The sequence below is a fragment of the Burkholderia sp. MSMB1459WGS genome (genome assembly GCF_001534535.1).
GTDB lineage: Bacteria > Pseudomonadota > Gammaproteobacteria > Burkholderiales > Burkholderiaceae > Burkholderia.
Genome location: NZ_LPMU01000023.1, coordinates 825,651 through 850,239 on the forward strand (window position 1 = coordinate 825,651; position 24,589 = coordinate 850,239).

A 24,589-nucleotide genomic window follows, 5' to 3' on the forward strand; every position below is an offset into this window, starting at 1 on the left:
ACCGGTAGCCCGCGTCGCGCACACTTCGCTCGATCAGATCTTGCCCAACCTGTTACGCTCCTCCGATGTCAACGTGGCTCGTTGTGTAGCTCCGGGTTGACCGAAGCCAAGAACCGACACCGCGTTCGACGAATCGTAGCCAACCTGCTGCTTGTGCTTCTTCGCGCCGTCTCCGCCAGCATCGCCGAACCCTTCGACCTGCACCGAAATCGTCCAGCGCCGCACCGCGCCTCCGGGAGCGTTGTTCTTCGCGATATCCTGCGCCACCTGAGTGGCGGCCGATGCAGCCGCACTCGCGGCCGTCAACGCACCGGTATTCACCGCCTGCACGAGCGGGATGCCGGTTGCCTTGCCGGTCACTTGAATGTTGTCGGCATTCACCACGCGCAATGCCGCAACGTTCAGATTACCGGCACGAATACCGGCATCGCCCGCGTCCACCGTACCTCGCGGTGCGATCAGGTTGATCGTACCGATCGGCACACCCGGCACGCTTTGCAACGTTGCAATGCCCGCGCCCGTGACCTGCCCGCGCGCATCGACCGTGCAATAGTGGTTCGCGTCGCATACGTATTGCGGCGCCGGCGTGTCAGCCGACGACTTCGCACCCTTGCCCGCGTTGATGTCGCCGTTCGAACTCCAGATCGTCATGTCGCCACCCTGCTCGGTGAAGATCCGGCTCTGGGCGAGCAGCACGCTGCGGTCCGTAAAGATGTTGATGTCACCCTTCTCGAGCGTGAGGACACCCATTGTTCCGGGCCCGGCAATCGTCTTGCCGGTACCATTGCTGACGATCTGAGGCGGTGCGGACGTACTCCCGATCAGCGCCTGCCCGCCCGGGCCAAGGATCGATACGTTACCGCCCTGCTGCGTCTGGATGGTCGTGCTGCGAATGTCCAGGTCGCCCGTATCGATCAACTTGTTCGCACCGTTGCTGCCGCCGCCGAGATTGTTGGCCGTGTAGCCCAGCGAAGCGGGAAACATCGTATTGAGCGCCTCGTAGCCGCGCGCGTATTTCTGATAGTACGGACTGGTGGGATTGTTGTAATCCTCGCCGACGCTGGTCAGGACCTTGAACAGCACCTGCTCGGCAAAGAGCTGCTGGACATACTGCGGCAGCGCCTTGAATTTCGACCAGGCCTCGTCCGCGCTCAACGGCTTGATAGCTGGCTGATCGTTGACCAGCCCCGTGTCGACCGAGAGTCCCGCCTCGTATTGCTCCATGAACGTAACGAGCGCGGGCGTCGCGCTGGAAACACCCGGCACGGACTTCGCTGGATCGACATACGTGGAGACGAACGAGGCGGTGTCGATGCCCGGCCCAACACCGAACAGCACATTGATGCTCGCACTTTCATGGGGCAAATACGGGTTGTTTGCATTCCCGATTGCGTCAATCCCCGTCGGAATCCCCTCACGGAGGTAACTTCCGTCACCCAGCGACGCATAAGCTTGCGCCTGACTCGTCAGCGGGCCGATGTTTCGACCCGCCTGGATATCAAATGTCCCAGGCCCGCCTAGCGCCAGCACCGGTATAACCGCGTCGACGTTATGTATGAGCGGTGTGTCGTAGATATCCCGTCCTGCGACGATCCGCGTCACATCCGACTTGCGCAGGTTTTGCCCGAAAAACGACAGGTTCACGATGTCACGCCCTGCCTGAACCAAAGCGGGCTTGTCTATCGCGACAGGCACCAGATTTCCGTAGAAACCAGCGTTAACATCGGTCGCCTGCAGAACACCATCGACGATATCGCCGTTCAAACTGTAGATTCGCGCCGGTACCGTATCGTCGCCATGCAGGGCAACCGGATCATGAGCCGCCGCCGATGGAACCGTCGGCCTCGCGATGGCAACATTCGGCTTCACCGGTGACGGCATCGCGGACGGGTCGACGTCGAGCATGCCGAACGCAGGAAACCCGTTGGCAACCAATCCGTTGACCGTCGACAGATTGATCGACTGGTCGGCGATCAGGCTCAGGTCGCCAAGGGCCGACGGATAGAGCATCCCGCTCGCCGCCACCGTGATGCCGCCGGAAAGCGCAGTCAGGCTCATCGACGCCGGCAGCACGGACGACAAGTCGTTCAGCCCCGGCACATTTGAATTGTGCGCCCCGCCGCCGATCAGGCTGACCCCCGAGAGCGTGCCGATCGCAACGTCACCCGTCGTCGACACGATGTTGACGGCGGACGTCGACGAATAGCCCTTCATGTCGGCCTGCTGCTTGTACGCAGACAACAGCGCATCGCTCTGCGCATACGACGGATCGAACACGCGCCCGATGCTGACGCCTTGTCGCGCGCTTACGTCGAGCACGCCGTCCTGTGTCGCCAGCAGCGTATCCATCGTTACGGGAGGCTGGCCGTCGAATGACGAAGGCACCGCAATATCGGACCCGACCTTCCCGCCTGCCGTGATCGTTCCTGTTCCCTTCGCGACAAAATAGCCGCCGCTCAGAATGTCCCCTGCGGCTCGCACCGACAGATTGCCACCCCCGACCGTATTGACCGTGGGGTTGTCGGTATTGGTACCGGTCAAATACCACGTGGTCGGCACCGACACCGAGAGGTCGGAAATATTCCCTCCAGCCGACACGGACACGTTGCCACCCGCGCTCAACACGCCTTGATCGAATGCGCCGAAGTTGATCGACGTCTGTACGGTCTGCGATACGGGATTGGTCGCCCCGACCATCCCGGTCGGATTGCCGATTTGCATCCACTGCCACCAGAACGGGCTGATGTTGGCGCCCGGACGTCCGGTCACGGTGCCGTTCACATCGGTCAAATACTCCGCGCCCTTGATATCGCCCTGCGCATGAATCGTGATGTCACCGGCCGAGTCTGGATTGACGGCGGACGTGACCAGAATATCCGGATTGTTGTTCAGGCCATGAACGATCGAAAGGCCCGTGCTGGACGCCGGCGCTCCCGCCGCAGGTGCGCCGCCGGTGTAAATCACGCCTGGAACGGTTATGTCAGGACTGTTCGGCTGGATCGAACTGCTGTCGAACAGCGCGATGTCATTGCCAGCCGCGATATCGATCGAACCGGTACCGGTGCGTATCATCGTCGGCGCCGGAATTGCCAGACCGTTGCTGTCGACGAACGTCGTATGGCCGTCGAAGATCATGCTCTTGCCATTCGATCCGCTTCCTGCGGTCCGCGCCTGAAGCGCCAGCGGATTCGTGCTGTTCAGATCCGCCCCTGCCACTACACGGAAGGAACTGCTCGAGCCACCCGTCAACGAAGCCGACGCAAGCGGAATTGGAATAGTCGCAATGGACGTCGGGGCCGGCGAATTGTCCGTTAAAGCAGGCGCGCTGATCGTTGTTGTTGCAATTACCGATACAGGCTGAACGCTCGGTGCCGCAAGGGGAATCACAAGTGGGAATTGATTCTGATGCTGGACCACGTATTGGATTGATTCTGACAGATACTTCTGGTACTGATTCAGGTAGATCAGATAGGATCCCGGATTCGATGCCTGTTCGGCTACGGTCGGCGCGATCGGAGCCACCGGTTGACCTGGCAGCATCGTGCTGGAGTTGCTCCCCCTCATTAACCAGATGTTCTCTACATTGCTGTAGTTCTTGTCCGACCATTGCAACGTTGACGTCTGATCCAGGAAACCCGAATAAGTCGTGTAAAGCGTATAGTATTCGGCAATTTCATCCGGCGCCCCTCCGACCGGTTGTCCCGGACCGGACGCCAAGCCATAGTTCGTCGCCCAAAACGCGAGTCCGTATCCATAGTGCCCCGCCGACGCGCCATAAATCGTCTGTGCCGCTGCCAACGTCGACAACGGCGGCACCGGAATCGTCCCCCCGCCACCCAACGGGTTCGCGATCTGGAAGAACCCGTCCGACAGACTCGCCTTCACCTTCACGTTGTTCTCGGCACGCAGCGTCACGACCGGCGCCTGCCCGTCGAACCGGAACGCGAGATTCGTCGGCGATGTACCCGCCCCCAGGTTCCAGTTCGTCAGCACCTGAATATCGCCGCCGTTGATCGCCGGGCTCGGGTTATCGAGCTCGATCCCCGGCACGATGCGCGTATTCGCGATGTTCCTGCCGGCAAACGGATCGACCAGCGTATCGAGCCCGTGCTGTACGAACCCCATCAGCGTGCCCGGCGCCGCGGTCGACGCATCGCCGTTCTGATATCCGTAGAAGGTCTGGTGATCCGTGTTCGCGCCGCCGCTCGCGGGCGCGAAATACATGTTGTTCAGCCCGCCGAAACCAATGTCTTTATCGCCGCCTTGAAGCTGAACCTGCGTGACGCTCGTCGCCACGCCGGTAGTCTGATTCGTCAGCGTGCCGCCACCCGACCCGTCCGGTGCGAACGCGAACGTCGCCGGCGTGCCAGACGTGCCCTGCGCGGTAAACGTACCGGCCAGCAGATGCCCGCTCTTGTCATACCAACCCGCCGGGTCGATGACGCCGTCGAAGTGCTGCGCGCCCGTCGTCGCGTCCGTCGTGCTCCACACCGCATACGCCTCGAGCGTCGTCGCGCGCGAGCCGACGATGCCCTTGCCGTCGTTGAACGTATCCGGCAGGTTGAGCTTCACGCCGTTGTCGGCCAATAGCGGCGCGCGGAAATTCACCGTGCCGCCGGACAAACCGCCGGCCGTCCCGCCCGACACGTCGATCAGCGCGTTCGCGCCGAGCGTGATCGCGCCCGCGTTCGCACGCAGGATGTTCTCGTAACCATAGGTTGCGTTGTACGCGACCGAGTTGCCGTTTGCATCGACGATCGTCGGATCGAACATTGCGGTCGTGCCGATATTCACCTTGCCGCCGCGCTGGTTCGGATCGGAGCCGCGCGCCAGCAGCGAACCTTCGATGTCCACACCGTTGCGGCCGTACAGGTCGATCTCGCCGCCTGCCTTGCCGGACGCGTCGATCGTCCCGAGCACGTTCACGTTGCCGTTCGCCGTATCGGCCGAGCTTCCCGATCCGCCGTCGGCCGTCAGCAGCACCGAGTGCGCGGTCAGCGTGTTGCCCTGCGACAGCGTAAGGTTGCCTGTCTTCGTGTGGACGGTGATCGCCTCGTTCACGCCGCTCGATGCCAGCGTCTTCGACAGCGCATCGAGATCGGCCGCGCCGCCCGTATTGAGCGAGAACGATCCGCCCGCATAGCCGCTCGCCGCGCCGCCCTTGATCGCGCCGTTCAGGTTCACGACCTGTTGCGGCGCCGACATCGAAAGGCTGCCAGCCGCGCCACCGCCAGTGGCCCCGGAGAAATCGAGCGTCGAGCCGGACTGCACGTCGACGGTACCGGCATCGGCCGTCAGCGCAATCGAACCGGCCGGCGCGTAGCGCGTCACGTCGAAGAACTGCTTCGACACACCTGCCGAACTGACGGTCGATCCGCCGCCGACCGTCAGGTTGCCGGTCGTCGCTTCGAGCGTCACATTGCCGGCCGGCGCGCTGATCGTCGCACCGTTGTCGACGACGGTACCGCCGATGAAGGTCCATGCGCCGCCGACCGCATCGCGCTTCAATGCCGTGCCCGACGCGCCGTTCAGCGTCAGTGCGCCCGTGGTCTTCACGGTGGCGGCCGAGCTCGTATCGGCAAGGTAGACCGGTGCATTGAGCGTCACCGGCAATGCACCGAAGTCGAATGTGCCGGTACCCTGGCCGACGATGCCGCCCGTCGCGTTCATCACCACCGAACCGAAGCCGCTTGCCGCCTTCGTGCCCGTGCCGAAGTCGATCTCTTTCGCGTTGACCGTCAGCGTGCCGTTTCCGGCCGTCGCCGTGCCGGGCGCGGCGCCCATCTCGTTCGTGAACGCGACCTGCTGCGCATTCAGCGTGACGTGGCCGCCATCGCTCGTGAACGTGCCCGCACTCAGATCGACGCTGTTGCCGAACGTCGCGTTCACGTCGCCGACGAAACCGATCGCGCCGTAGCTGCGCAGCGTCACCTGCTGCGCGTTCGCGAACTGTGCGAGGCCGGCCGGATCGACGACGAAGCCCGGCAGGCTCGCCGCCGACGCGCCGCTCGCGCTGGTGAACGTAATCGCGGACCCGTCCGCGGTGATCGCCTTGGCCGACAGCACGGCGGACGGATCGACCTTCAGATCTCCGGACGAATCGAGCAGCAGCGCCTGGCCGCCCGTGAGCGTCGCTCCTGCGCCGACCGACATCAGGCCCGTGCCCGTGCCGCCGGTGCGCGACAGCGGCGCCATCGCGCCGTTCGACACGCGCAGCAGCGCGCCGTCGCCGGCGATTGCGATCGGCTGATCCTTGGCTGCCGGGTAATCGCCCTGCGCGGTAATCGATGCACCGGCATCGACGCGCAGGCCGTTCGCCGCGTTCGGATCGGTGCCGCTGCCGTCGGTCTTCGTGACGAGCAGGATCTCGGGGCCCTTCAGCGCTGTGTCGCCGTCGTTGGACACGACGACGCTGTTCGCGATCGGCGTGATGGTGACGCCGCTCGTCGTCGCCGCGCGCGTGCCGCCGATCAGCAGGCTGCCCGCGTTCAGCGAATCGAGCGCGTCGCTGCCGATCTGCAGATAGCCGGGCAGCGCCGCGCTGCCGTTACCGGTGATCTGGATCTCCTGCGACGCGATGTCGACCTGGGCCGGCGCGCCACCCGCGCCGGCGGCCGCATTCAGCGTCGCGCCGAGCGTCAGCGCCTTCGTCGCCGCCAGCACCAGCTGACCGCCGTCCACCGGCAGCGGCGGCGTCACGTTGCCCTTCGTCGCGGCGAGTTTCGTGAAATAGGCGTTCGCGCCCGTCAGCGTGTATTGCGAGTACTGCTGCCACACGCTGTTCGACTGCACGTTGAACAGCGTCGGCGTCGCGCTTCGGCTACCCGTCAACGCGTCGGCGAAATAGCCGGCCGTCACGACCGTGCCGTCCTGCAGCACCTGGCTCGCGCCCGGCACGAGATTGCCGGCCGTGTTCGACACTGTGACGCGATACGCGCCCGGCAACGTCGCGTACTTGCCCGGCAGCAGCGTGTAGTAGCCGGGCACCAGCCCCGGCACGCCCGACAGATACACGGCCTTGCCGACCGGGTCGGTCAGGCTCGCCTGCCCGACGCCCATCGTCGCCGTCGCGGTCGTTGCCGTGCCGTTTGCGTTGGTGGAAGGCTGTGTCGTCTGCGCGAGGATCGGGTCATACGCCGCGACCGGTAACTGCTTGCCCGGCACGATCGCATAAACGTTGCCGGCTCCGACATTGACCGGCACGGCCGTGCCGCCCTTGCCGCTTGCATAGCTCACGTTGTATTGCGACAGCACGTCGCGCGTGCCGCCGGTGCCGGGCACCCATTCGGCGGCTTGCAGGTCGCCGCCGCCGGACAGGTCGATCGTCGCGCCCTTGTCGAGCGCGACATTGCTGCCGTTCACGCCCACGTATTTCGCGGGTGGCGCGCTCAGGTCGGGCGTCGTGTTGCCGGCAAGCGGATTGAACTGCCACTCGACCCCGTCGATCGTCGTGCCGTACGGAATCACCAAGCCGCCGTTCGAGACCGACGTCACGCTTCCGCTCGCCAATTTCACCGAATCCGTCGCGACCAGCGGCAACCCGCCAAACTGGGCCTGCGTCGCCGCATTCGACGGATCGCCCACGCCGAATACGATCGTGCCGGACGGCGCGCGCACCGTGCCGCCCTGCACGATGTTCGTCGCGTCGACCAGCAGCGCGCCCCCTGCGGACAACGGCGTGTCCGATACGCCGTTCGACGCGAAGGTAACCGTCGTCGGCGCCGGTTGGCCCGTAGCCGAATCGGTCGGGCCGACCGCGTCGATAATGAAGGTGCTGCCGGTCGCCGGATACAAGTCCGCCGCCTTGAACGTCAGGTTGCCCGGCGTATAAAGCATCCCCGCCCCGGAGGCCGCCTGGGACTGGCCCGCGTTCGCCGAGCTCAGGCGTATATCGCCGCTGCTCGTGAAGTTCGCATGGCCGAAATTGTTGAGCTGAACCTGGTTCTTCAGATCGATGAACGACGCGTTCACGTTCAGCGTCGCATCGGACAGGGCCGCGACCGGCTTGAACTGAGGCGACTGTAACTGGATGCGCGGCCCCGACAACGCGAAGTACGGCGCATCGATCTCGACGGTCGTGCCCAACGACGGCTGCGGTTGCGCGAGCAAGCCGTCGACGGCGGCCGAGAGCGTCCCGTCGGCCTTGCGCGCGGGCGTCGACAACAGCGACGACAGTTGCCCCATGCCGATGGCGGCGACGCGCTCCGTGTTCAATGTCACGGATTCCGGCAACGACAGCGTGACGTTGCCGGCAAACAGGATCGGCGTTGCCTGCGCACCGTTGGGCGGCGTACCGCTGCCCAATACCAGATTCGCGATGCCGGATCCGTCGAGCCGATCGGCTGCGAACTGAATGACGCCGCTCGACTGCCCGATCGGCAAGCCGGTGGTCGAGTCGATCGCCGACGAGAAACTCTGCCCGGGCATCAGGCCCGCGGGCACGAATGTCCCGTCTTGCCGCACGACGAGCGCGGTGGCGGTCGAGCCGTTACTCCGCGGGTCCGCCTGGCTCGGCAGGATCGTCAGCGTGCCGCCCCGCGCTTGCGCGGCGCCCGGACGCCCGGCCAGCGTCGCATCCGCGAACAGGCCGTTCGCCGCCGACAGCGTGATCGAGCCGGCGTCGCTCCACGCCGGCTGCGACGCGTATGTGCCATTGGGCTGCAGTTGGTCGAATGTCGCCGATGTGCCCGACACGTCGATCCTCGAGCCCGACTGCGCCACCACGTAACCCGTATCGCTCGACATCGTGACGGAGCCGCCCGCCAGCACCTTGCCCGTGTTCGGCACGACCGTCGTCGCGCCGATCTTGACCGGCGCCGCAAGCGGATTGGCCAATGCCGTGCCCGATACGTCGAGCGAAGCCTCCGCGCCGAGCCAGACCGACTGGCTCGCGCTCATGAAACCGGTGCTGAGCTGCCCGGCCTGCGCATTCGTACCGCTCCCGTCCGCGCTCAGCGTGATCGACCCGCCCGGCGCGACGATGGAGCCGAGTACCGTGACTTGCGCCGGCGACCCGAGGCCGATGCTCGCACCGGCATCCGCGTGGATCGATGCGCCTTCCGACAGCGTGACCGCACCGGTGACGCCCGGATACGACGGTGTGGTAGGGTGCTGGCCCTGCCGCCACGACGTATCGTTGCCGGCCGTCAAAACGAGATCCGTTGCCTGTCGGTGATAGGCATCGAGCTGGCCGATCGTGGTCAGGCTGCCTGCCGCCAGGTTCGCCCCCGTGGCCGCCTGCTGAAGCGCGACCATGTCCGGAATGCGATTCAATTGCGTGACGGCAACCGACGCGCCGGGCGCAACCGTCGTGTCGTAGTACGCATTCAGCACATACTTGCCGAAACCCTGCCGTGCAAAGAAGCTTTCCGGAAGATAGACGTCCCATGGCGACGCGGCGGCTTCGGCGCCGCCGATCCGGAATCCGAGCGCCTGCAGCGTCAGCGTGCCGCCGCCCGAAAACCCTTCGCTCAGGATCGTGCCGTCCAGAGCGACCGTGCCGGCCGTCGGCTGCGCGGTGGGCAAGGTCGGCGCGCCGTCCGCCCCGACAAACTGTTTCGTCGGTGTCGCGGAATACGTCTGCAACGTCACGTTTCCGCCGCGCCCGGCAGGCACGCCGTTCTGCATCAGCAGTTGGCCGTTGGACAGCATTTCGCCGCCGCCCGATACGTCCAGTACGCTACCTGGCTGCAGCAGCACCGAACCCGTGGTGTCGCCGACCAGCGCGCCGCCGATGACGTTCGATCCGAGCAACGCGGAGAGCGTGATGCTGCCGCCGTTGATGAACTGGCTGTTACCGGGCGTCGTATCCGTTGCCGCCTGCACGTCGTTGTTCACCCACTGTCCCGCGGCACTGATCGCACCCTGCGGGCCGACGATCACGTTGCCGCCGCTCGTGATCGAAATCACCCCTGACGGCACGGACAGGCGGCCGGCCACGTTGACGTCGGTACCGGTCACCGGGCTGTTGATGGTGAGGGAGCCGCCTGGCTGCAAGTTCAGTTGCGTGCCTTGCGGCACCACGACACCCTTGCCGCCCGCCTTGTCCTCGGTCACGTTCAGGTTCGCGAAGCCGCCGTTGTTCAACGTCGCGACCGGCACCACGGTGGTCGTGAGCACGTTGCGCGGATCCGTCGCGGGCAACGCCTGCAGCGCCGTCTGGTCGAGCGGCGTGTCGATCGAGAAACCCGGCGCGATGTCGGCGAGCTGCGGCGCCTTGTCCTGCAGCACGACCAGGCCCGCGGTGCCCGACGCAACCTCGTTGTTGTTCGACGTCAGGTGCACCAGTGCGGCGCCGTCGAGTTTCGGATCGGCGCCGAGGTTGAACGTCCCGCCGCTCGGCAGGCTGTTGCCCTGCATCTGCTTCGCGCCGCCGAACGCCTGCGCGCTGATGTCGCCGTCCAGCACCGTGGACTGCAGCCCGTAGATATCGAGCGTGCCCGCGTTGCCGCCGACGATGTAGTCGCCCTGATACGTGCCCGCCGTCTGCAGCGGGTTGTACCAGGACTTCGTCACGCCCCAGCGCGGATGAGATTCGGTGAACTGGCCCGCGACGCCGACGTAGGTGTCGTACGGGCTCGCCTTGTCGATCGGCACGATTGCACCGTTGGCGTCGACCAGCCGCGTCGTGTTGACGATTCCGCCGTCGACGTGCACGTAGCCGCCGTTCAGGTTCATCGACGAACCGGTCGCGGTCATCACCTCGTTGCCCGACAACGTGATCGAACCGCCGTTGGTCAGCAGTTGGTCGACGGTACGCGGAATCAGGTTCACATAGCCCGACAGATTCAGGATCGGGCTGCCGACCCAGGACACGCCGTCGCTGCGCGTGCCCGTCAGCGTGCTGTCGAACACGAGATTCTTGTACCCGAACAGAAACCCGTTGCGCAGCAGCGGCGAATCGGCGAGTTCGTTCTGGCCGATGCGATCGACCGTCACGAGCGTCTGCGCGATCGGCACCTCGACGTTCGCGAGACCCGACACGTCGATCGTCGCGCCGCTGTCGACATAGATCCGGCCTTGCACGGCAGTCTGGCCGGCCGGCGCTTGAGCACCCGATGCCGATGCCGACGGCGTCAGCGCCCCGACCGATACCTTCGAACCGGGCGCCTCGATCAGCGAGCCGCCCTGGAACCACACCGAGCCGGCCGTCATCCCGATGCTGCCCGGCGTGAAGGTCGCGCCGGGTGTCGACGGCGTCGTCTGGCCGTTGCCGTCCGGCATCACGGCCGTCACCGAATCGGGGCCGAAGCTCAGCAGGCCGGCGCGATTCGTGGTGCTGCCGGTGCTTTGCGGGCTCGTCGTCACGATCCCCTGCCCGAGATACCCGGCGCCGGTCGGATTGTTGGACTGGTATTCGTCGACCGTGGAAATCGTGATCGTGCCCGGCGAGTTGACGCTCGTCGTCACGCCTACCACGCCGTTCTGCGCGACGCGGCTGCCGAGCAGGTTCACGTTGCCGCGCGCGGCCTCGACGATGCCGGTATTGGTCAGCGTGCCGGCCGGCGTGATGTCGGTCGTCTGGCCGTTCGGGCCGAGCAGCGCGATCTTTCCGCTGAGCTCCGGCAGCAGCACCTGCGGATTGATCTGCAGCCCGCCGGCAGGCCGCAGGCTCACCCCCACACCGGCCGCGAGCACCACCTGGCCGTCCGTCGCCTTGATATGCCCCGCGTTCGTCACGTTCGGCGCCGCGATCATCACGAAGCCGCCATCGCTCACATTGCCGTTCGCGTGCGTGGTAATCGAGGCGCCCTGCTCGATGGTGACGTCGCCCCACGGCTGATACTGGCTGGCCGACGTGAGGTTGATCTGGTTGCCCAGCCCGAGCACTTCGTTCGGCACCGTGCTGTTGCCGTTCACCCCGGCCGAACTCCCCGACTCCTGATACGCCAGCCCGCCCGTCGTCCCGGCCGGCAAACTCAGGAACTGTTTGTTGCTCGCGACGATCCCCGCGGCATCCTGCGCGAGGCTGCTGTCCGTCACAACCGGCACCCTGTTCTGCATGGCCTGGTTGTAATTGTTCATGTTCAACACATCGAGCGACGACGCCACCAGCGAATGCACGTTCACCTGCGACCCGGCCCCGAACAGCACGCCATTCCGGTTGATCACGTACACCGCCCCCTGCGCGGTGATGTTCCCCAGAATCTGGCTCGGCCGCCCACTCGGATCGTTGACCCGGTTCAACACCGCCCAGTTGTTCGCCCCATTCGTCTGCGTGCCGCCCGACTGATCGAAATTCAGCGTCGTCTGTCGCCCGACGTTCATCGTCTCCCACGTCAGCACCGCGTTCTGCCCGGTCTGCTTCACGTCGACGTTCACGTGGCCGTTCGCGTCGGTACTCTGCGTCGGCGCGTTCGCGTTGAACCACAGCACCGGATTGTTCGTGTCGCCCGACGCGCCCGCCGCCACCTGCAGCCCGCCCGGCGCCAGCCCGTTCGGCACGGTCGACGGCAGCTTCGCCGCGGCCGCCGCCGCATTCTGCTGCGCGGCGATCTGCGCGGCGATCGCGTGCGCCGCATAACCGAGGTTGCGGATCGACGGCTGGCTCGCCTGCAGCGCCTGCTGCGGCGACACGCCGAGATTCGGCACGCCCGGCACGCCGCCGACGCTGCCCGCGCCCCCACCCGCCGCACGCGCGGTGGCCTGCCCGAGGTTCATGATGCCCGCCCCGTGCGCATGCGCGGACACGCCCGCCGCGAGCATCAGCACGACCGCCCGGTACAGCGGGCTCAGTTCCGATTTCAGGACCGACCGCGAGGCCGTTGCGCGAGGTTGCCGTTCCGTACGTGCGCGTGCTGCCATTCTTTCCACCCCGATGCTAGGAATTTGCATGCGGCGCCGGTCGGGCGCCGCACATGTCGTTGCGCCTGAAACAGGCCGCTGGAATCCGAAGACCATACGAAGCGCGAATGGCAGCGACATGGCGACTGTTACGGACCATTCCGGCCGCCGTGAAAAGGTCCGTAGCTTTTGTCATGGAAGGCCGGTCACGCCGGTTGGGCGCGCGTGCGAGCCGCCTCGCCGAGCGCGGCAGCCACCCGCTCGACCACCGCCGGCCAGTCGCCGGGCCGCGCCTGCCGGAACAACCTCGCGGACGGATACCACGGGCAGTCGTCGCGTTCGAGCAGCCAGCGCCAGTCCGGCACGCGCGGCAGCAGCACCCAGACCGGCCGCCCGAGCGCGCCGGCCAGATGCGCGACCGACGTGTCGACGCTGATCACCAGATCGAGCGTGTCGACCAGCACCGCCGTTTCGGAGAAATCCGTGAGCGCGTCCGCGAACGACAGCACGCCGCTCGCGGCGAACGCATCCGCATCCCGGGCTCGCACCTGCGGCTGCAGGCTCACGAACGTCACGTCGAGCGCACCGCACCCGACGAGCGGCGCGAGCGCGGGGAACGGTATCGAGCGGTTTTCGTCGTTCGCATGGCGCGGATTGCCGGACCATGCGAGCCCGACCCGCAATCGGCCCGACGGCGCAAGTGCATCGAGCCGCTGCACCCACGCAGCGCGCCGTCGCGCATCGGCGCGCAGATACGGCACGTCGGCCGGCACCGTATCGAGCGTCGTGCGGAACGCGTACGGCAGGCTCATCAGCGGACACTGCAGGTCGAACGCCGGCATCGGCTGCCCCTCGGTGACGACCCGGCTCACGCCGCGCAGCGTGCCGAGCAGTTCACCGAGCGCGGCAGGCGCCTCGACGATCACGGTCGCGCCAAGGTCATGTGCGAGGCTTGCGTAGCGGCAGAACTGCAGCGTGTCGCCGTACCCTTGCTCGGCATGCAGCAGCAGCGTGCGGCCCGCGAGCGGTTCGTCGCCGGTCCACAGTGGCCGGTCGGCATGACGCCGGTGCAGCATCACGTCGGCCGCCTCCCAGCGCGCCTCGTGCTGCCGCCAGCCCGCGTCGAAATCGCCCGTGAGCAACAGGCAGAACGCCTCCGAGCGGCGCGCGGCGCCGTGATTCGGATCGCGCCTGCATGCATCGGCGTAATCGGTCAGCGCCGCTTCGTCGTCGCCGAGGTGCTGGCGCGCCAGCGCACGCGTGAACAAGGCCTGCGCCGTGTCCGCAGGCGCGCCGGCCGCCGCCGCATGACTCGCGAGCGCCTCGTCGTAGCGGCCGAGCTGCTGCAGCGCGAGTGCGCGGTTGTAATGCAGTTCCGCATGCGGGCCCGTCAGCGCCAGCGCCGCGTCGTAATCGGCGAGCGCGTCGTCGAACCGGCCGAGCGCACGCAGCGCGGCCGCGCGGTTGCGGCGCGCGTCAATATCGTCGGGACTGCGTGCCAGCGCTTGCGCATATGCTTCGGCGGCTTCCGCATGACGCTCGAGCCCGAGCAGCGCATTGCCGCGCCCGACCCACGCCGCGACGTGGCCGCGATTCAGCGCGAGCAGCCGGTCGCAGCGCTTCAGCAATTCGTCGCGGGCGTGCAGCAGATCCAGCGCGACGCAACTCGCGTATAGCAACTGCTCGTCCTTCGGCAGCCGCGCGAGCCCTTCGTCGAGACACGCGAGCGCGTCGGCCGGGCGGCCGAGTTCGGTCATCACAACGCCGCATGCGTAGACGAGTTCGGGCGTCTTGCCGCGCACGACCATCGCGAGCTGATAGCTGTGCAGCGCCTGCTCGCGATGGCCGAGTGCGCGCAGCGCATGCCCGCGCTCGATGTTCGCGGCCGCATCGTTCGGGTCGATCCGCAATGCGCGTTCGATGCTGATCAGCGCATCGGCGGGCCGTTCGAGCCGCCGCAAGGTCTCGCCGCGCTTGCGCCACGCGGTTGCGTGCGCCGGTTCGCGCACGAGCGCCCGATCGTAGGCCGCGAGCGCCGCGTCGTACTGCCCGAGCCCGAGTAGCGCATCGCCGCGTGCCGCATGCGACGGCGCATGGTCCGGATCGGTCGCGAGCGCTCGATCGGCGAGTGCGAGTGCGTCGCGATGACGGCCGACACCGGTCAGCGCCGCCGCGTGGTTCGCCAGATTCCACGGCTGGTTCAATCCGAACTTCATCGAACGCGCGATCAGCGGCTCCGCCCGTGCGGGATCGCCGAGCTGGAGATGCACGAGGCCGAGCAGGTGCAGCGCCTCGACGTGATCCGGCGCCATCGTCAGCACGCCTTCGTAGAGCCGTCCGGCCCCCGCGAAGTCGCGCTGTTCGAGACGCGTTCGCGCATTGCGCAGCGCGTCGGCGAGCACCGCATGCAGCGGCATGGCCACGGCGCCCGGTACGGCGCCAGCCATCGGCGCGGCCTCGCGGCGCACACTCATCGCGCGCCTCCGCCGACGAGCGCCGGCAACTCGGCCGCGATCCGCTCGACGACGGGCGCCCACTGCCCGCCCTCGGGCTGGCGAAACAGCCGCGCCGACGGATACCACGGGCTGTCGTCGCGATCGAGCAACCAGCGGAAATCGGGCGTATGCGGAATCATCAGCGCGAGCGGCCGGCCGAGTGCGCCGGCAAGGTGCGCGACGGACGTATCGACGCTTACGATGCCGTCCATCAGCGCGGTCAGCGCCGCCGTATCGGCGAAGTCCTGCAGTGCGTCGCCGACGAAGCGCACCGCGCTCGCGTCGAGCACCGGCCGATCGTCGTCGCGGACCACCTTCTGCAGGCTGATCCACTCGTAACGGTCGTCGAACAGCGGCAGCAGATCCGCGAGCGTCATCGAGCGGTTGCGGTCGTTCAGATGCAGCGGGTTGCCGGACCACACGACGCCGATGCGCGGCCGCGTCGCTGCGCCGAGCCGTTCGCGCCACTGCGCGACACGCACGGGGTCGGCGGCCAGATACGGTATGCCGGCCGGAATCGACGCGAGGTCCGTGCGAAATTCGAGCGGCAGGCTCAGCAGCGGGCAATGCAGGTCGAACGGCGGCAGCGGCTCGCCGCGCGCGACGAGCGTGTCGACGCCGTCGAGCGTCGCGAACAGCGTCTTCAGTTCGACCGGCGCTTCGAGCACGACGCGCGCGCCGAGCGCCTTCACGAGCGGGACGTAGCGACAGAACTGCAGCGTGTCGCCGAGCCCCTGTTCCGGGTACAGCAGGATCGTCTTGCCGTCGAGCGGCATCCCGTGCGTCCAGCGCGGCTGCGCGAACGTGCGCCGGCTCGCGTCGAGCTGCGTGTCGCGCCAGCGCCATTCGTACTCGGCCCAGCCGGCTTCGAAATCGCCGATCGACAAACACAGGAACGCACGCATGCAATGCGCGAGCACGTAGTCGGGATCGATGTCGATCGCATCCGCATACGCCTGCCGCGCGTCGTCGTGACGCCGCAGCGCGCGCAGCGCATTGCCCTTGTGGAAGTGCGCGAGCTTGTCGCGCGGCGTCGCGTCGATCACGCGCGCGAAATCGTCGAGCGCGGCCGCGTAGCGGTGCGTCTCGAGCGCCACGCGGCCGCGCGTGAACCAGGCCGGCACATAGTTTTCGGCAAGCGCCAGCGCGCGGTCGCACATGTCGCGCGCGTCGTCGTGACGCTCGACGCGCATCAGCGCACTCGCATAGTTGCACAGCACGCCGGGGCTACCCGGTTCCACGTCGAGCGCGCGCGCATAGCTGTCGACCGCGTCGCGATAGCGTTCCAGATGACTGGCCGCATTGCCGCGGTTCGCCAGTGCCCGTGCATGGTGCGGATCGATCGCGAGCACGCGGTCGCAACGCATGAGCGCCTCGTCGTGCCGGCCGAGCTGCTCGAGTGCGATCGAACTGTTGAAGATCGCATCGACGAAGGTCGGGCTCGCCGCGATCGCCGCGTTGAAATCCGCGAGCGCGCGCTCCGGCTCCTGCAGATCCAGATACGCGACGCCGCGCAGGAACAGCACCTCGGCATTGCCGGGCGTCTGCGCGAGTGCGTGGCCGTAGCTGTCGACCGCATCGCGGAAGCGGCCGAGTTCGCGCAGCGCGAGGCCGCGCCCGCGCATCGCGTCGAACGAACGCCCGGCCAGCGCGATCGAGCGATCGCAGTCGGCGAGCGCGTCGTCGTGGCGGCCGAGCGCGCGCAGCATGTCGCTGCGCTTCACATAGCCGTCGGCAAAACCGGGCGTCAGCTCGAGCAGCCGATCGTAGACCGCACACGCGTCGTCGTACCGCGCGAGTTGCGCGAGCAGGCCCGCACGCTGAAACAGCACGCGCTGATGGACGGGATTGATCGCGAGCGCTTCGTCGAGCCGCGCGAGCGCGTCGTGCTCGCGCCCGAGCCCGGTCAGCACCGCCGCGTAATTCGCGAGCACGAGCGGCGCCGGCCGGCGCTCGATCGAGCGCCGCATCAGCGGTTCGGCATCGGCGAGCCGCCCTTGCTGGAAGCGCACCGCGCCGAGCAGGTGCAGCGCCTCCGGATGCTCGGGATCGAGCGTCAGCAATTCGGTATACGCGTGTTCCGCATGCTGCAGCGCGCCGTCGTGGTGTGCCTTGCGCGCACGCAAGAGCAGCCGGTCGAGTTGCGCGGCGTCGGGCGGACGGCGATCCGGCGCGACCGGCGCGCTCGCGAGTGTCGTCCCTTCCCCGTTCGGTGTCATCGTGTGGCCCCCACTTGTCGCTGTTCGTGTCGCGTGTCGTGTCTAACGTGTCATCGGCGCGATCGCGGCACGCACCGCGTCGATCGCGCCCGTCCAGTCGCCCGGCGCAGCCTGCCGGAACAGCCGCGCGGACGGATACCACGGGCTGTCGCCGCGGGTCCGCATCCAGCGCCATTCCGCGGGATCGGGCAGCAGCACCCACACCGCGTGGCCCAGCGCGCCCGCCAGGTGCGCGACCGCGGAATCGACCGCGATCACGAGATCCAGCGCGCCGATCAGCGCGGCCGTGTCCGCGAAGTCGCCGAGCTCGTCGTCGACGCGAAGCACCGGCGCCTGCGCGAGTAGCGCCGCGTCGCGTTCGCGCACGGGTTTTTGCAGGCTGATCCAGTCGACGTCGAGATCGAACAGCGGCGCGAGCCGCGCGAAATCGATCGACCGGTTGTGATCGTTGCGATGCTCCGGATTGCCGGCCCACGCGATCCCGATCCGCGGCCGGCGCCGTTCGCCGAGCAGCGCCGCCCACTGGCGCGTGCGCTGCGGGTCGGCATGCAGATAGGCGCCGGCAGACGGAATCGTGGCTTCATCGGTGCGGAATGCATGCGGCAGGCTCAACAGCGGCGCCTGGCAGTCGAACGCCGGCAGCGGATCGCCGCGCGCGATCACGTCGACCGCTCCGGGCAGCGAAGCCATCAGCGCGCGCAATTGCGGCTGCACCTCGAACACGACCCGTGCACCGCGTGCGGCCACCAGCGGCACATAGCGGCAGAAATGCAGCGTGTCGCCGAACCCTTGTTCCGCATGAATCAGCACCGTCCGGCCGTCGAGCGGCGTGTCGCCCTGCCACGCCGGCTGCGTGAACGGCCGGTAGTGTCGCGCCAACTGCGCGTCGCGCAGCCGCCATTCGTACTCGGGCCAGCCGCGCGCGAAATCGCCTTCGATCAGATACAGCGACGCGCGCGCGAAATGCGCTTCGGCGTAGTCGGGACGCAGCGCGATCGCGCGGTCGTACGCGGCAAGGGCGTCGTCCGGGCGCGCCGTTTCGAAATACAGGTTGCCGCGGTTGAGCCAGTTCGTCGCGTGATCGGGACGCAGCGCGAGCGCACGGTCGAGCGACGCCATCGCTTCGTCGTAGCGATGCAGGTCCTGCAATACGTTGCTGCGGTTGGTCCAGGCTTCGGCGAACCCCGCGTCGCGCGCAAGCGCGGCGTCGTAGCTGGCCAGCGCGTCGTCGTAGCGTTTCAGGTAACGCAACGCGGTGCCGCGGTTGCACAACGTCTCCACCGAGTGCGGAGCGAGCGCCAGCGCGCGCGCATAGGCCGCCAGCGCATCGTCGTAGCGCTTGAGTTGCAGCAGCGCGTTGCCGCGACTCGCATGGGCGCGGACATGATCCGGATCGAACGCCAGCACGCGCTCGCAACGGGCCAGCGCCTCGTCCGCGCGGCCGAGTCGTTCGAGCGCGACCGCGCTGTTGTAGAGCACGTCGATCCGCGCGGGATCGGCCGCGATCGCTTCGTTGAACGCGTCGAGCGCCTCGCCCGGTCGATCGAGATCGATCAACGTACGGCCGCGCTCGGCCATGATCGCGGCCACGCCGGGGCGGATCGCGTTTGCGCGTTCGAAGCACTGCAGCGCATCGGCCGGCCGCTGCAGCTCGCGCAGCACGAGACCGCGGTTGAACCACGATTCGAACGAGCGCGGATCGACCATCAGTGCGCGGTCGTAGGTATCGAGCGCCTCGTCGAAGCGGTGCAGCGCACGCAGCGCGCTGCCGCGATTGCACAACGCATCGAGGACGAGCGGCGACACCGCGAGCGCGCGGTCGAACGACGCGAGCGCGTCGCCATAGCGTCGCAATCCGAGCAGCGTGTTGCCGCGGCGCACGAGCGTCTGCACGTCGTCGGGCGTCGTGTGCAGCGCGGCCGCGAAATGCTCGAGCGCCTCGCCCGCACGGCCGCGCTCGCCGGCGATCGCACCGAGATCCGACAGAGCGCGCGTACCGGGGGCGATCGCGATCGACTGGCGCAGCAACGCTTCGGCGGCGTCGGCCGCGCCGCGCTGGAACTGCAGCACGCCGTACAGGTGCAATGCCTGGGGGTTGTCCGGCTCCTTCTCCAGCACGGCGAGATAGTCGCGCGCCGCGTCATCGAACCGTCCGGCGCTGTGCGAGTGTTGTGCGCGGCTCAGGATCGCCGCCGATTGCCGTTGACCGCGCGCATCGAGTCCCGACGCGCCCGCGTATGCATCATGCCGGTGCTCGACCGTCACGTTCGCCCCCTTCCCGTTTGCCGATGCCGCCGCCGTCCCGGTTCGATGGAACCGGTCGCAGCGGTCATGCTCGTCACGAGACTAACGGACGGGTAATAACAGACGTATGACGAAAGTTACGGACCATTTTGTCCGGGGGGACGGATCGCGTTGCGCGCCGCGAGCGACCCGCGCCGCCGTCACTGGCCGATCGGGATCGTCCGCACGTATTCGACTGCCGGCGCGCCCATCGTGACCGCGAAACGCACGCCGCGCGGCAGCGGCATGCCGAGCGACGTGATGTTGCTGACGCCGTGCTGGGCGAGAAACTGCGCATAGCTCTGCTCGATGGCCGTCTGGCTCGTCGTCCATCCGCCCGGCGGAATCCACACGGAAAGCTGCATCGTCCGCGCATCGTTGCTGACCACCACGCGCGCGAACGCATCCATGTGCTTCAGTGCATCCTCCACGTCGGCCAGTGACGCGAGCGGCTGCGACGCGCTGCGCACGAGCTCGCGCCCCTTGAGCTGGTAGCGCACGACCTGCATCTGCGCCGGTCCGCCACCGACGCCGAGATGGCGCACCATCACGAGCTCGTTCGGCCGGATGCGCAGCGGCGGCCCGAACACCTCGTCGGCCGTCACGAGGTTGATCAGGTCGAACTGCAACTGGGAGAAATAACGGCCGAGCAGACGCGTTTGCGCCAGATTCGACGCGATATCGTCGCGCCCGCGAATCGTCGCGTCGAGGCCCCGCCACGACAGCAGCGCGATCACGGCGAGCAGCGCGATCGCGACCAGCATCTCGATCAGCGTGAAGCCGCGGGCACGGGCGCGCCCGGCCCCGCGACGTTCAGCGGCGCGCTTCATTCTGGATCACCGTGACGACTTCGGCGAGCACGTTGCGGCTCGATGCGGACGGATAGACGCTCACCGTCACGCGCCGCACGAGCGGGCTCGGCAGCGCGGCCACCGACTGACGGCACACGAAACGGTAGCGACCCTGCGGGCACGCGAACGTGTTCGCGCCGACGGATGGCCAGGCCGATGCGATACGGATCTCGCCGAGCGCGTTGTCGGCGCTCCACAACGCGAGCAGACGCATGCGCGCCGTGTCGGTGTCCGACGCGAGCGCGCCGATCGCGCGCATCACGGCGCCCAGCGCCACGGCCACGATCGCCAGCGCGATCAACACCTCGATCAGCGTGAATCCCCGTTCCGGCGCCCGCGTCGGGCGCGGTCCGCCGCACGCAGGGTGGTGGTAGTCGGTTCTGTCGTCGCACATGACCTGCATCATTCTCGTCGATGGGTCGGCGTCCGGCGTCCAAGCCGCGGCGCAGGCCGCGTCGCCAGCGCGACGGACGCCATGCCCGGACGTTAAGCGCGACGTATGGCACGCACGTGTCGAATGGTACGGACCATTTGGCGCGGCGGGCGCGGGCGAACAGGCGCGCCGGCCCGCGCGATGCGCGCATCGCGCGGGGCACGAGACGAAAGACGGAAAACGATCGGGAAAGCACCGGCCGGCCGCGAGCGGCCGACGGTGAAGACGATCCTCAGGCGGGATCGCGCGACGGCGTCAGGCCGTCACGGCGGCGTCATATTCGGCGCGGGCGAGCTGGCCGGCGGCGTATGCCTCGGCTTCGCCGCGAAAGCCTTCCCGGCTGAACGCCACGACTTTCACGCCGACGCCGGTCGCCCGCTTCACCGTCAGCGCCCATTGCCATCCGCCGTCTTGCTCGAAGACGTGCAGCGAGGGTGCGAAGGAAGGGTCGAGTACGGTCACGCGTTTTGCTCCTGCCCCGTTGCGCACTGCATCGGCAGCGCACGGAGGCATATCGAAAAGGTCGCGCCGGCACGCCGACGCGTTTCTGTCATTCGACAGTTTATTCACGGATTGTTGCGACGCACCATCAGAGGTTTCACTCACCTATCGGAACCGGGCGGTTGATCGCATCTACCCGAAAGCCTTGCGGGACGGGCCTCGGCGGCACGCCGAGCCGCCCGGCATCGCGTTCGTGCGGCAACGTGCCGCACGCCGGGCCAATTGCTTGCATCGCCCTTTCGTGGCTCGGGAAACGGGGCGCGATCTATCCGCCCATCATCGACACGCGCCGGAAGGTCAGGTTCACGCGTTCGCCCTGCACGGACGGCGCCTTCGGCACGCGGTGCTGCCATTCGGCCTGCGTGCGTCCGCGCATCACGAGCAGGCTGCCATGCACGAGGCGGTACGCATGCGTGACGCCGGTCGCGCGATGGCGAAGATCGAACACGCGCATCGCGCCGAGGCTCACCGACGCGATCACCGGCGCATCGCCGAGTTCGGGTTCGTTGTCCGCATGCCAGCCGAGGCTGTCCAGCCCGTTGCGATAGCGATTGAGCAGCACGCTGTTGAAGCGCACGCCGCACGTCGCCTCGACCGCGTGCTTCAGCCCGAGCACGGCCGGCGTCCATGGCTCGGGGACGTTGCGGATGCCCGAGTACACGTACACGGCATCCGGTTCGCCTTGCCACGCGGTGAGCCGCGGCAACGGAATGCGCCCGCGCGGCGTGCGAATCGTGTCCTGCCGCCACGCGACCTCGTCGATCAGCGCGGCCAGCGCGCGATCGGCGTCGGGCGGTGCAAGCCAGTCCGGGTACCAGTCCACGTCTGGCACGGGCGTATCGGCGAAGAGATCGGGCGTGGACATGTCGGCAGGAACGAGTGAGGAACGAAGCGAACGACGCATGTCTGCATACTAGCCAACGGCGCCGCGCGCCGCCATGCGCTGTCATTCGTAGCCGAAAGGCCGAAAGGAAGCCGCGGTGCATCGCGATGCGCGTTCGTATCGCGCGACGGCCGCCTCCCTGCCACCGGCTAGCCGCGCGTCAGTCGAATCAGCGCGATCTCGGACGGCACGCCGAAGCGGTTCGGCGGTCCCCAGTAGCCGGTGCCGCGGCTCGTATACAGCCACATGTCGCCGAAGCGGTTCAGCCCGCCGATCACCGGCTGCTGCAGTCGCACGAACGGCGGCCACGGCAGGAACTGGCCGCCATGCGTGTGCCCCGACAGTTGCACGGTAAAGCCCGCGCGGTTCGCCGCTTCCGCGCTGCGCGGCTGGTGCGCGAGCAGGATCTTCGTGCCGACGTCGCGCGGCGCGCCGGCCAGCGCCTGCGCCGGGTCGCTGCGATGGGCAGGATCGAATCCGCCCGCCGTGAAATCGGTGACGCCCGCGAGCACCGCCCGCGCGCCGCCGCGCTCGATCAGCACGTGCTCGTTCAGCAGCACCGTCAGCCCGATACGACGAAACTCGTCGATCCACGCATGCGCACCCGCGTAGTATTCGTGGTTACCCGTCACGAGGAAGGTGCCGTGCCGCGAACGCATCTCGCCGAGCGGCGCCGTGTGTTCGCGCAGGCGCTTGACCGAACCGTCCACCACATCGCCCGTCACGACCACGAGGTCGGCGTCGAGCGCATTGACCGCACGCACGATCCGTTCGATGTAGGGCCGCTTGATCGTCGGCCCGACGTGGATGTCGGACAGTTGCACGATCGTCAGCCCGTCGAGCGCGGCCGGGAGCCCCGCGACCGGAATCGACACGCGCTTGACAGCCGCCGTGCGGCGCGCGCCGACGAACCCGATCGCGGTCACGAGCACCGCGGCCGCCAGCACGCCGAGCGCCGTGTCGGGCGCGGCGCCGCTCCACGCGCCGTCATGCCCGAGATGCCGCCACGCGAATACGCCGAGCAGCACGATTTCGCGCAGGAACGTCAGTACCAGCAGCGACGAGAAGAAGCCCATCGCAAGTGCGCCGGCCCAGCCGACCAGCGTCGCCGCCCACCCTTCGTCGAAGCGGCGCGAGAACATGCCGACCGGAATCAACACGACGAAACTCGCCAGCACGAGCGCGGCGATCGTGCGCGCGAGCGGCGACACGAATGCATCGGGAATGATCCGCATCCCGACATACAGATGGAACAGCACGCCGATTGCAATGAACCGGACAAAGAAACTTCGCATGGAACGTTCGCCTTCGTTGCACTACCGCTTCCGCGACGCGCGTCGCACGGGCCGTGATGCCCGGTGCCGCGTGTCGCACCATACGCACGATGGTACACAGATCCCCGCCGCGACGACGGGCCGCGGCCGGCGGTGCCGCGCCGTGCGGCTTCGCGCGATGATCGGCCATCCACCCGGCGTCGCGGCCATACATCGACGACGTTCGTCGCGACGCTCGACCGCGACGCCATCGGCCTGCACGACGCGAGCGCGATCCGCGCCTTCCCGAAACGCGCGGCCGCCGACATGCAGCGCATGCTGCGTGGGCGCATCCAGGTCAGCAACTTCGAGACGGCCTGCAGGATGATCGTCGAGAACGTCGGCGTACTGCCCGCAGGCACCGCGCGTCGTCATGCGAAGACGATGGCGCTGCACCTCGTCGCGCTCGAAGGCGACCGGGCGAGCGCCGGTTGCAGATCCGCGTCGCCGATCCCGATGTGCTGCCGCGCTTCGCACGCGATCTCGTCGGCCTGCTCGTCGAGGATGCGCGTGGTCAGCCGAACCAACCGGATTCGCACGGTTCGAGCAGCAATCGGCGATTTGCGTGCCGATTCCGCTGCGCCCACACGGCAAATTCCGCTGCGCGATTTTCGTCTGACGATCCTTTACAGTCCGTTAGCAACCCTACGCGAGCGGCTGCTGGCAGAATCGCGGCGGTCCGGCCACCGCTGCCGACCCGCACTGCCGGACCGTCCGGCATGACCGACGGCGCGGCCACGGCCAGCCTCGCTCCATGCCGTGAACGCGTGCCGGATCGCTGGCGATCCGTATCGCGCTGATTTATGATCGGCTCCGTATCCCGGAATC

The 24,589-nt window shown here is 67.6% G+C and carries 10 protein-coding genes; 1 reads left to right on the top strand and 9 read right to left on the bottom strand.

The features are described from left to right. Positions 1–33: 33 nt before the first annotated feature. The 9 genes from WT97_RS11325 to WT97_RS11365 all read right to left on the bottom strand — a co-directional run bounded on the left by WT97_RS11325 (position 34) and on the right by WT97_RS11365 (position 23,743). Positions 34–12,804 carry a filamentous haemagglutinin family protein gene (locus tag WT97_RS11325; protein ID WP_082751367.1) on the bottom strand — a complete coding sequence of 4,257 codons (12,771 nt, stop codon included), beginning with the start codon at positions 12,802–12,804 and terminating at the stop codon, positions 34–36. Positions 12,805–12,989: 185 nt separating this feature from the next. Then, entirely contained in the window at positions 12,990–15,257 is a 2,268-nt protein-coding gene (locus tag WT97_RS11330; protein ID WP_082751368.1) for a tetratricopeptide repeat protein, read from the bottom strand. Continuing rightward, positions 15,254–17,497, bottom strand: coding sequence for a tetratricopeptide repeat protein (locus WT97_RS11335; protein ID WP_060353441.1), 2,244 nt, complete (start codon positions 17,495–17,497; stop codon positions 15,254–15,256). Before WT97_RS11335 ends, WT97_RS11330 begins: the two co-directional genes overlap by 4 nt. 42 nt (positions 17,498–17,539) lie before the next feature. Continuing rightward, positions 17,540–19,762 (bottom strand): tetratricopeptide repeat protein, encoded by a 2,223-nt coding sequence (locus WT97_RS11340; RefSeq protein WP_060353442.1) that lies wholly within the window; start codon positions 19,760–19,762, stop codon positions 17,540–17,542. A 179-nt stretch (positions 19,763–19,941) separates the two neighbouring features. Further along, positions 19,942–20,610, bottom strand: a complete 669-nt coding sequence (locus tag WT97_RS11345; protein WP_059789687.1) for a type II secretion system protein J — start codon at positions 20,608–20,610, stop codon at positions 19,942–19,944. Further along, on the bottom strand, positions 20,594–21,025 hold the full coding sequence (gspI, locus tag WT97_RS11350; protein WP_059500348.1) for a type II secretion system minor pseudopilin GspI: 432 nt from the start codon (positions 21,023–21,025) through the stop codon (positions 20,594–20,596). The genes WT97_RS11345 and gspI overlap by 17 nt, the downstream gene beginning before the upstream one ends. Before the next feature lie 294 nt (positions 21,026–21,319). Continuing rightward, a complete protein-coding gene (locus WT97_RS11355) occupies positions 21,320–21,526 on the bottom strand; it encodes a hypothetical protein (RefSeq protein WP_034204546.1) in 207 nt (68 codons plus the stop codon). A 304-nt stretch (positions 21,527–21,830) separates the two neighbouring features. Further along, on the bottom strand, positions 21,831–22,430 hold the full coding sequence (locus tag WT97_RS11360) for an alpha-ketoglutarate-dependent dioxygenase AlkB (protein ID WP_179949770.1): 600 nt from the start codon (positions 22,428–22,430) through the stop codon (positions 21,831–21,833). Between the two features lie 167 nt (positions 22,431–22,597). Beyond that, complete coding sequence (locus WT97_RS11365) at positions 22,598–23,743, bottom strand: metallophosphoesterase (protein ID WP_060353444.1); 1,146 nt, start codon at positions 23,741–23,743, stop codon at positions 22,598–22,600. Positions 23,744–23,875: 132 nt separating this feature from the next. Here WT97_RS11365 and WT97_RS34895 point away from each other — a divergent pair, with 132 nt between their 5' ends. Beyond that, a complete protein-coding gene (locus WT97_RS34895) occupies positions 23,876–24,484 on the top strand; it encodes a hypothetical protein (RefSeq protein WP_257128481.1) in 609 nt (202 codons plus the stop codon). Positions 24,485–24,589: the final 105 nt, after the last annotated feature.

Coding starts and splice junctions, on each gene's coding strand:
- WT97_RS11365 (WP_060353444.1), bottom strand. CDS start 23,743: ATGCGAAGTTTCTTTGTCCGGTTCATTGCAATCGGCGTGCTGTTCCAT.
- WT97_RS11325 (WP_082751367.1), bottom strand. CDS start 12,804: ATGGCAGCACGCGCACGTACGGAACGGCAACCTCGCGCAACGGCCTCG.
- WT97_RS11335 (WP_060353441.1), bottom strand. CDS start 17,497: ATGACACCGAACGGGGAAGGGACGACACTCGCGAGCGCGCCGGTCGCG.
- WT97_RS11330 (WP_082751368.1), bottom strand. CDS start 15,257: ATGAGTGTGCGCCGCGAGGCCGCGCCGATGGCTGGCGCCGTACCGGGC.
- WT97_RS11360 (WP_179949770.1), bottom strand. CDS start 22,430: ATGTCCACGCCCGATCTCTTCGCCGATACGCCCGTGCCAGACGTGGAC.
- gspI (WP_059500348.1), bottom strand. CDS start 21,025: ATGTGCGACGACAGAACCGACTACCACCACCCTGCGTGCGGCGGACCG.
- WT97_RS11345 (WP_059789687.1), bottom strand. CDS start 20,610: ATGAAGCGCGCCGCTGAACGTCGCGGGGCCGGGCGCGCCCGTGCCCGC.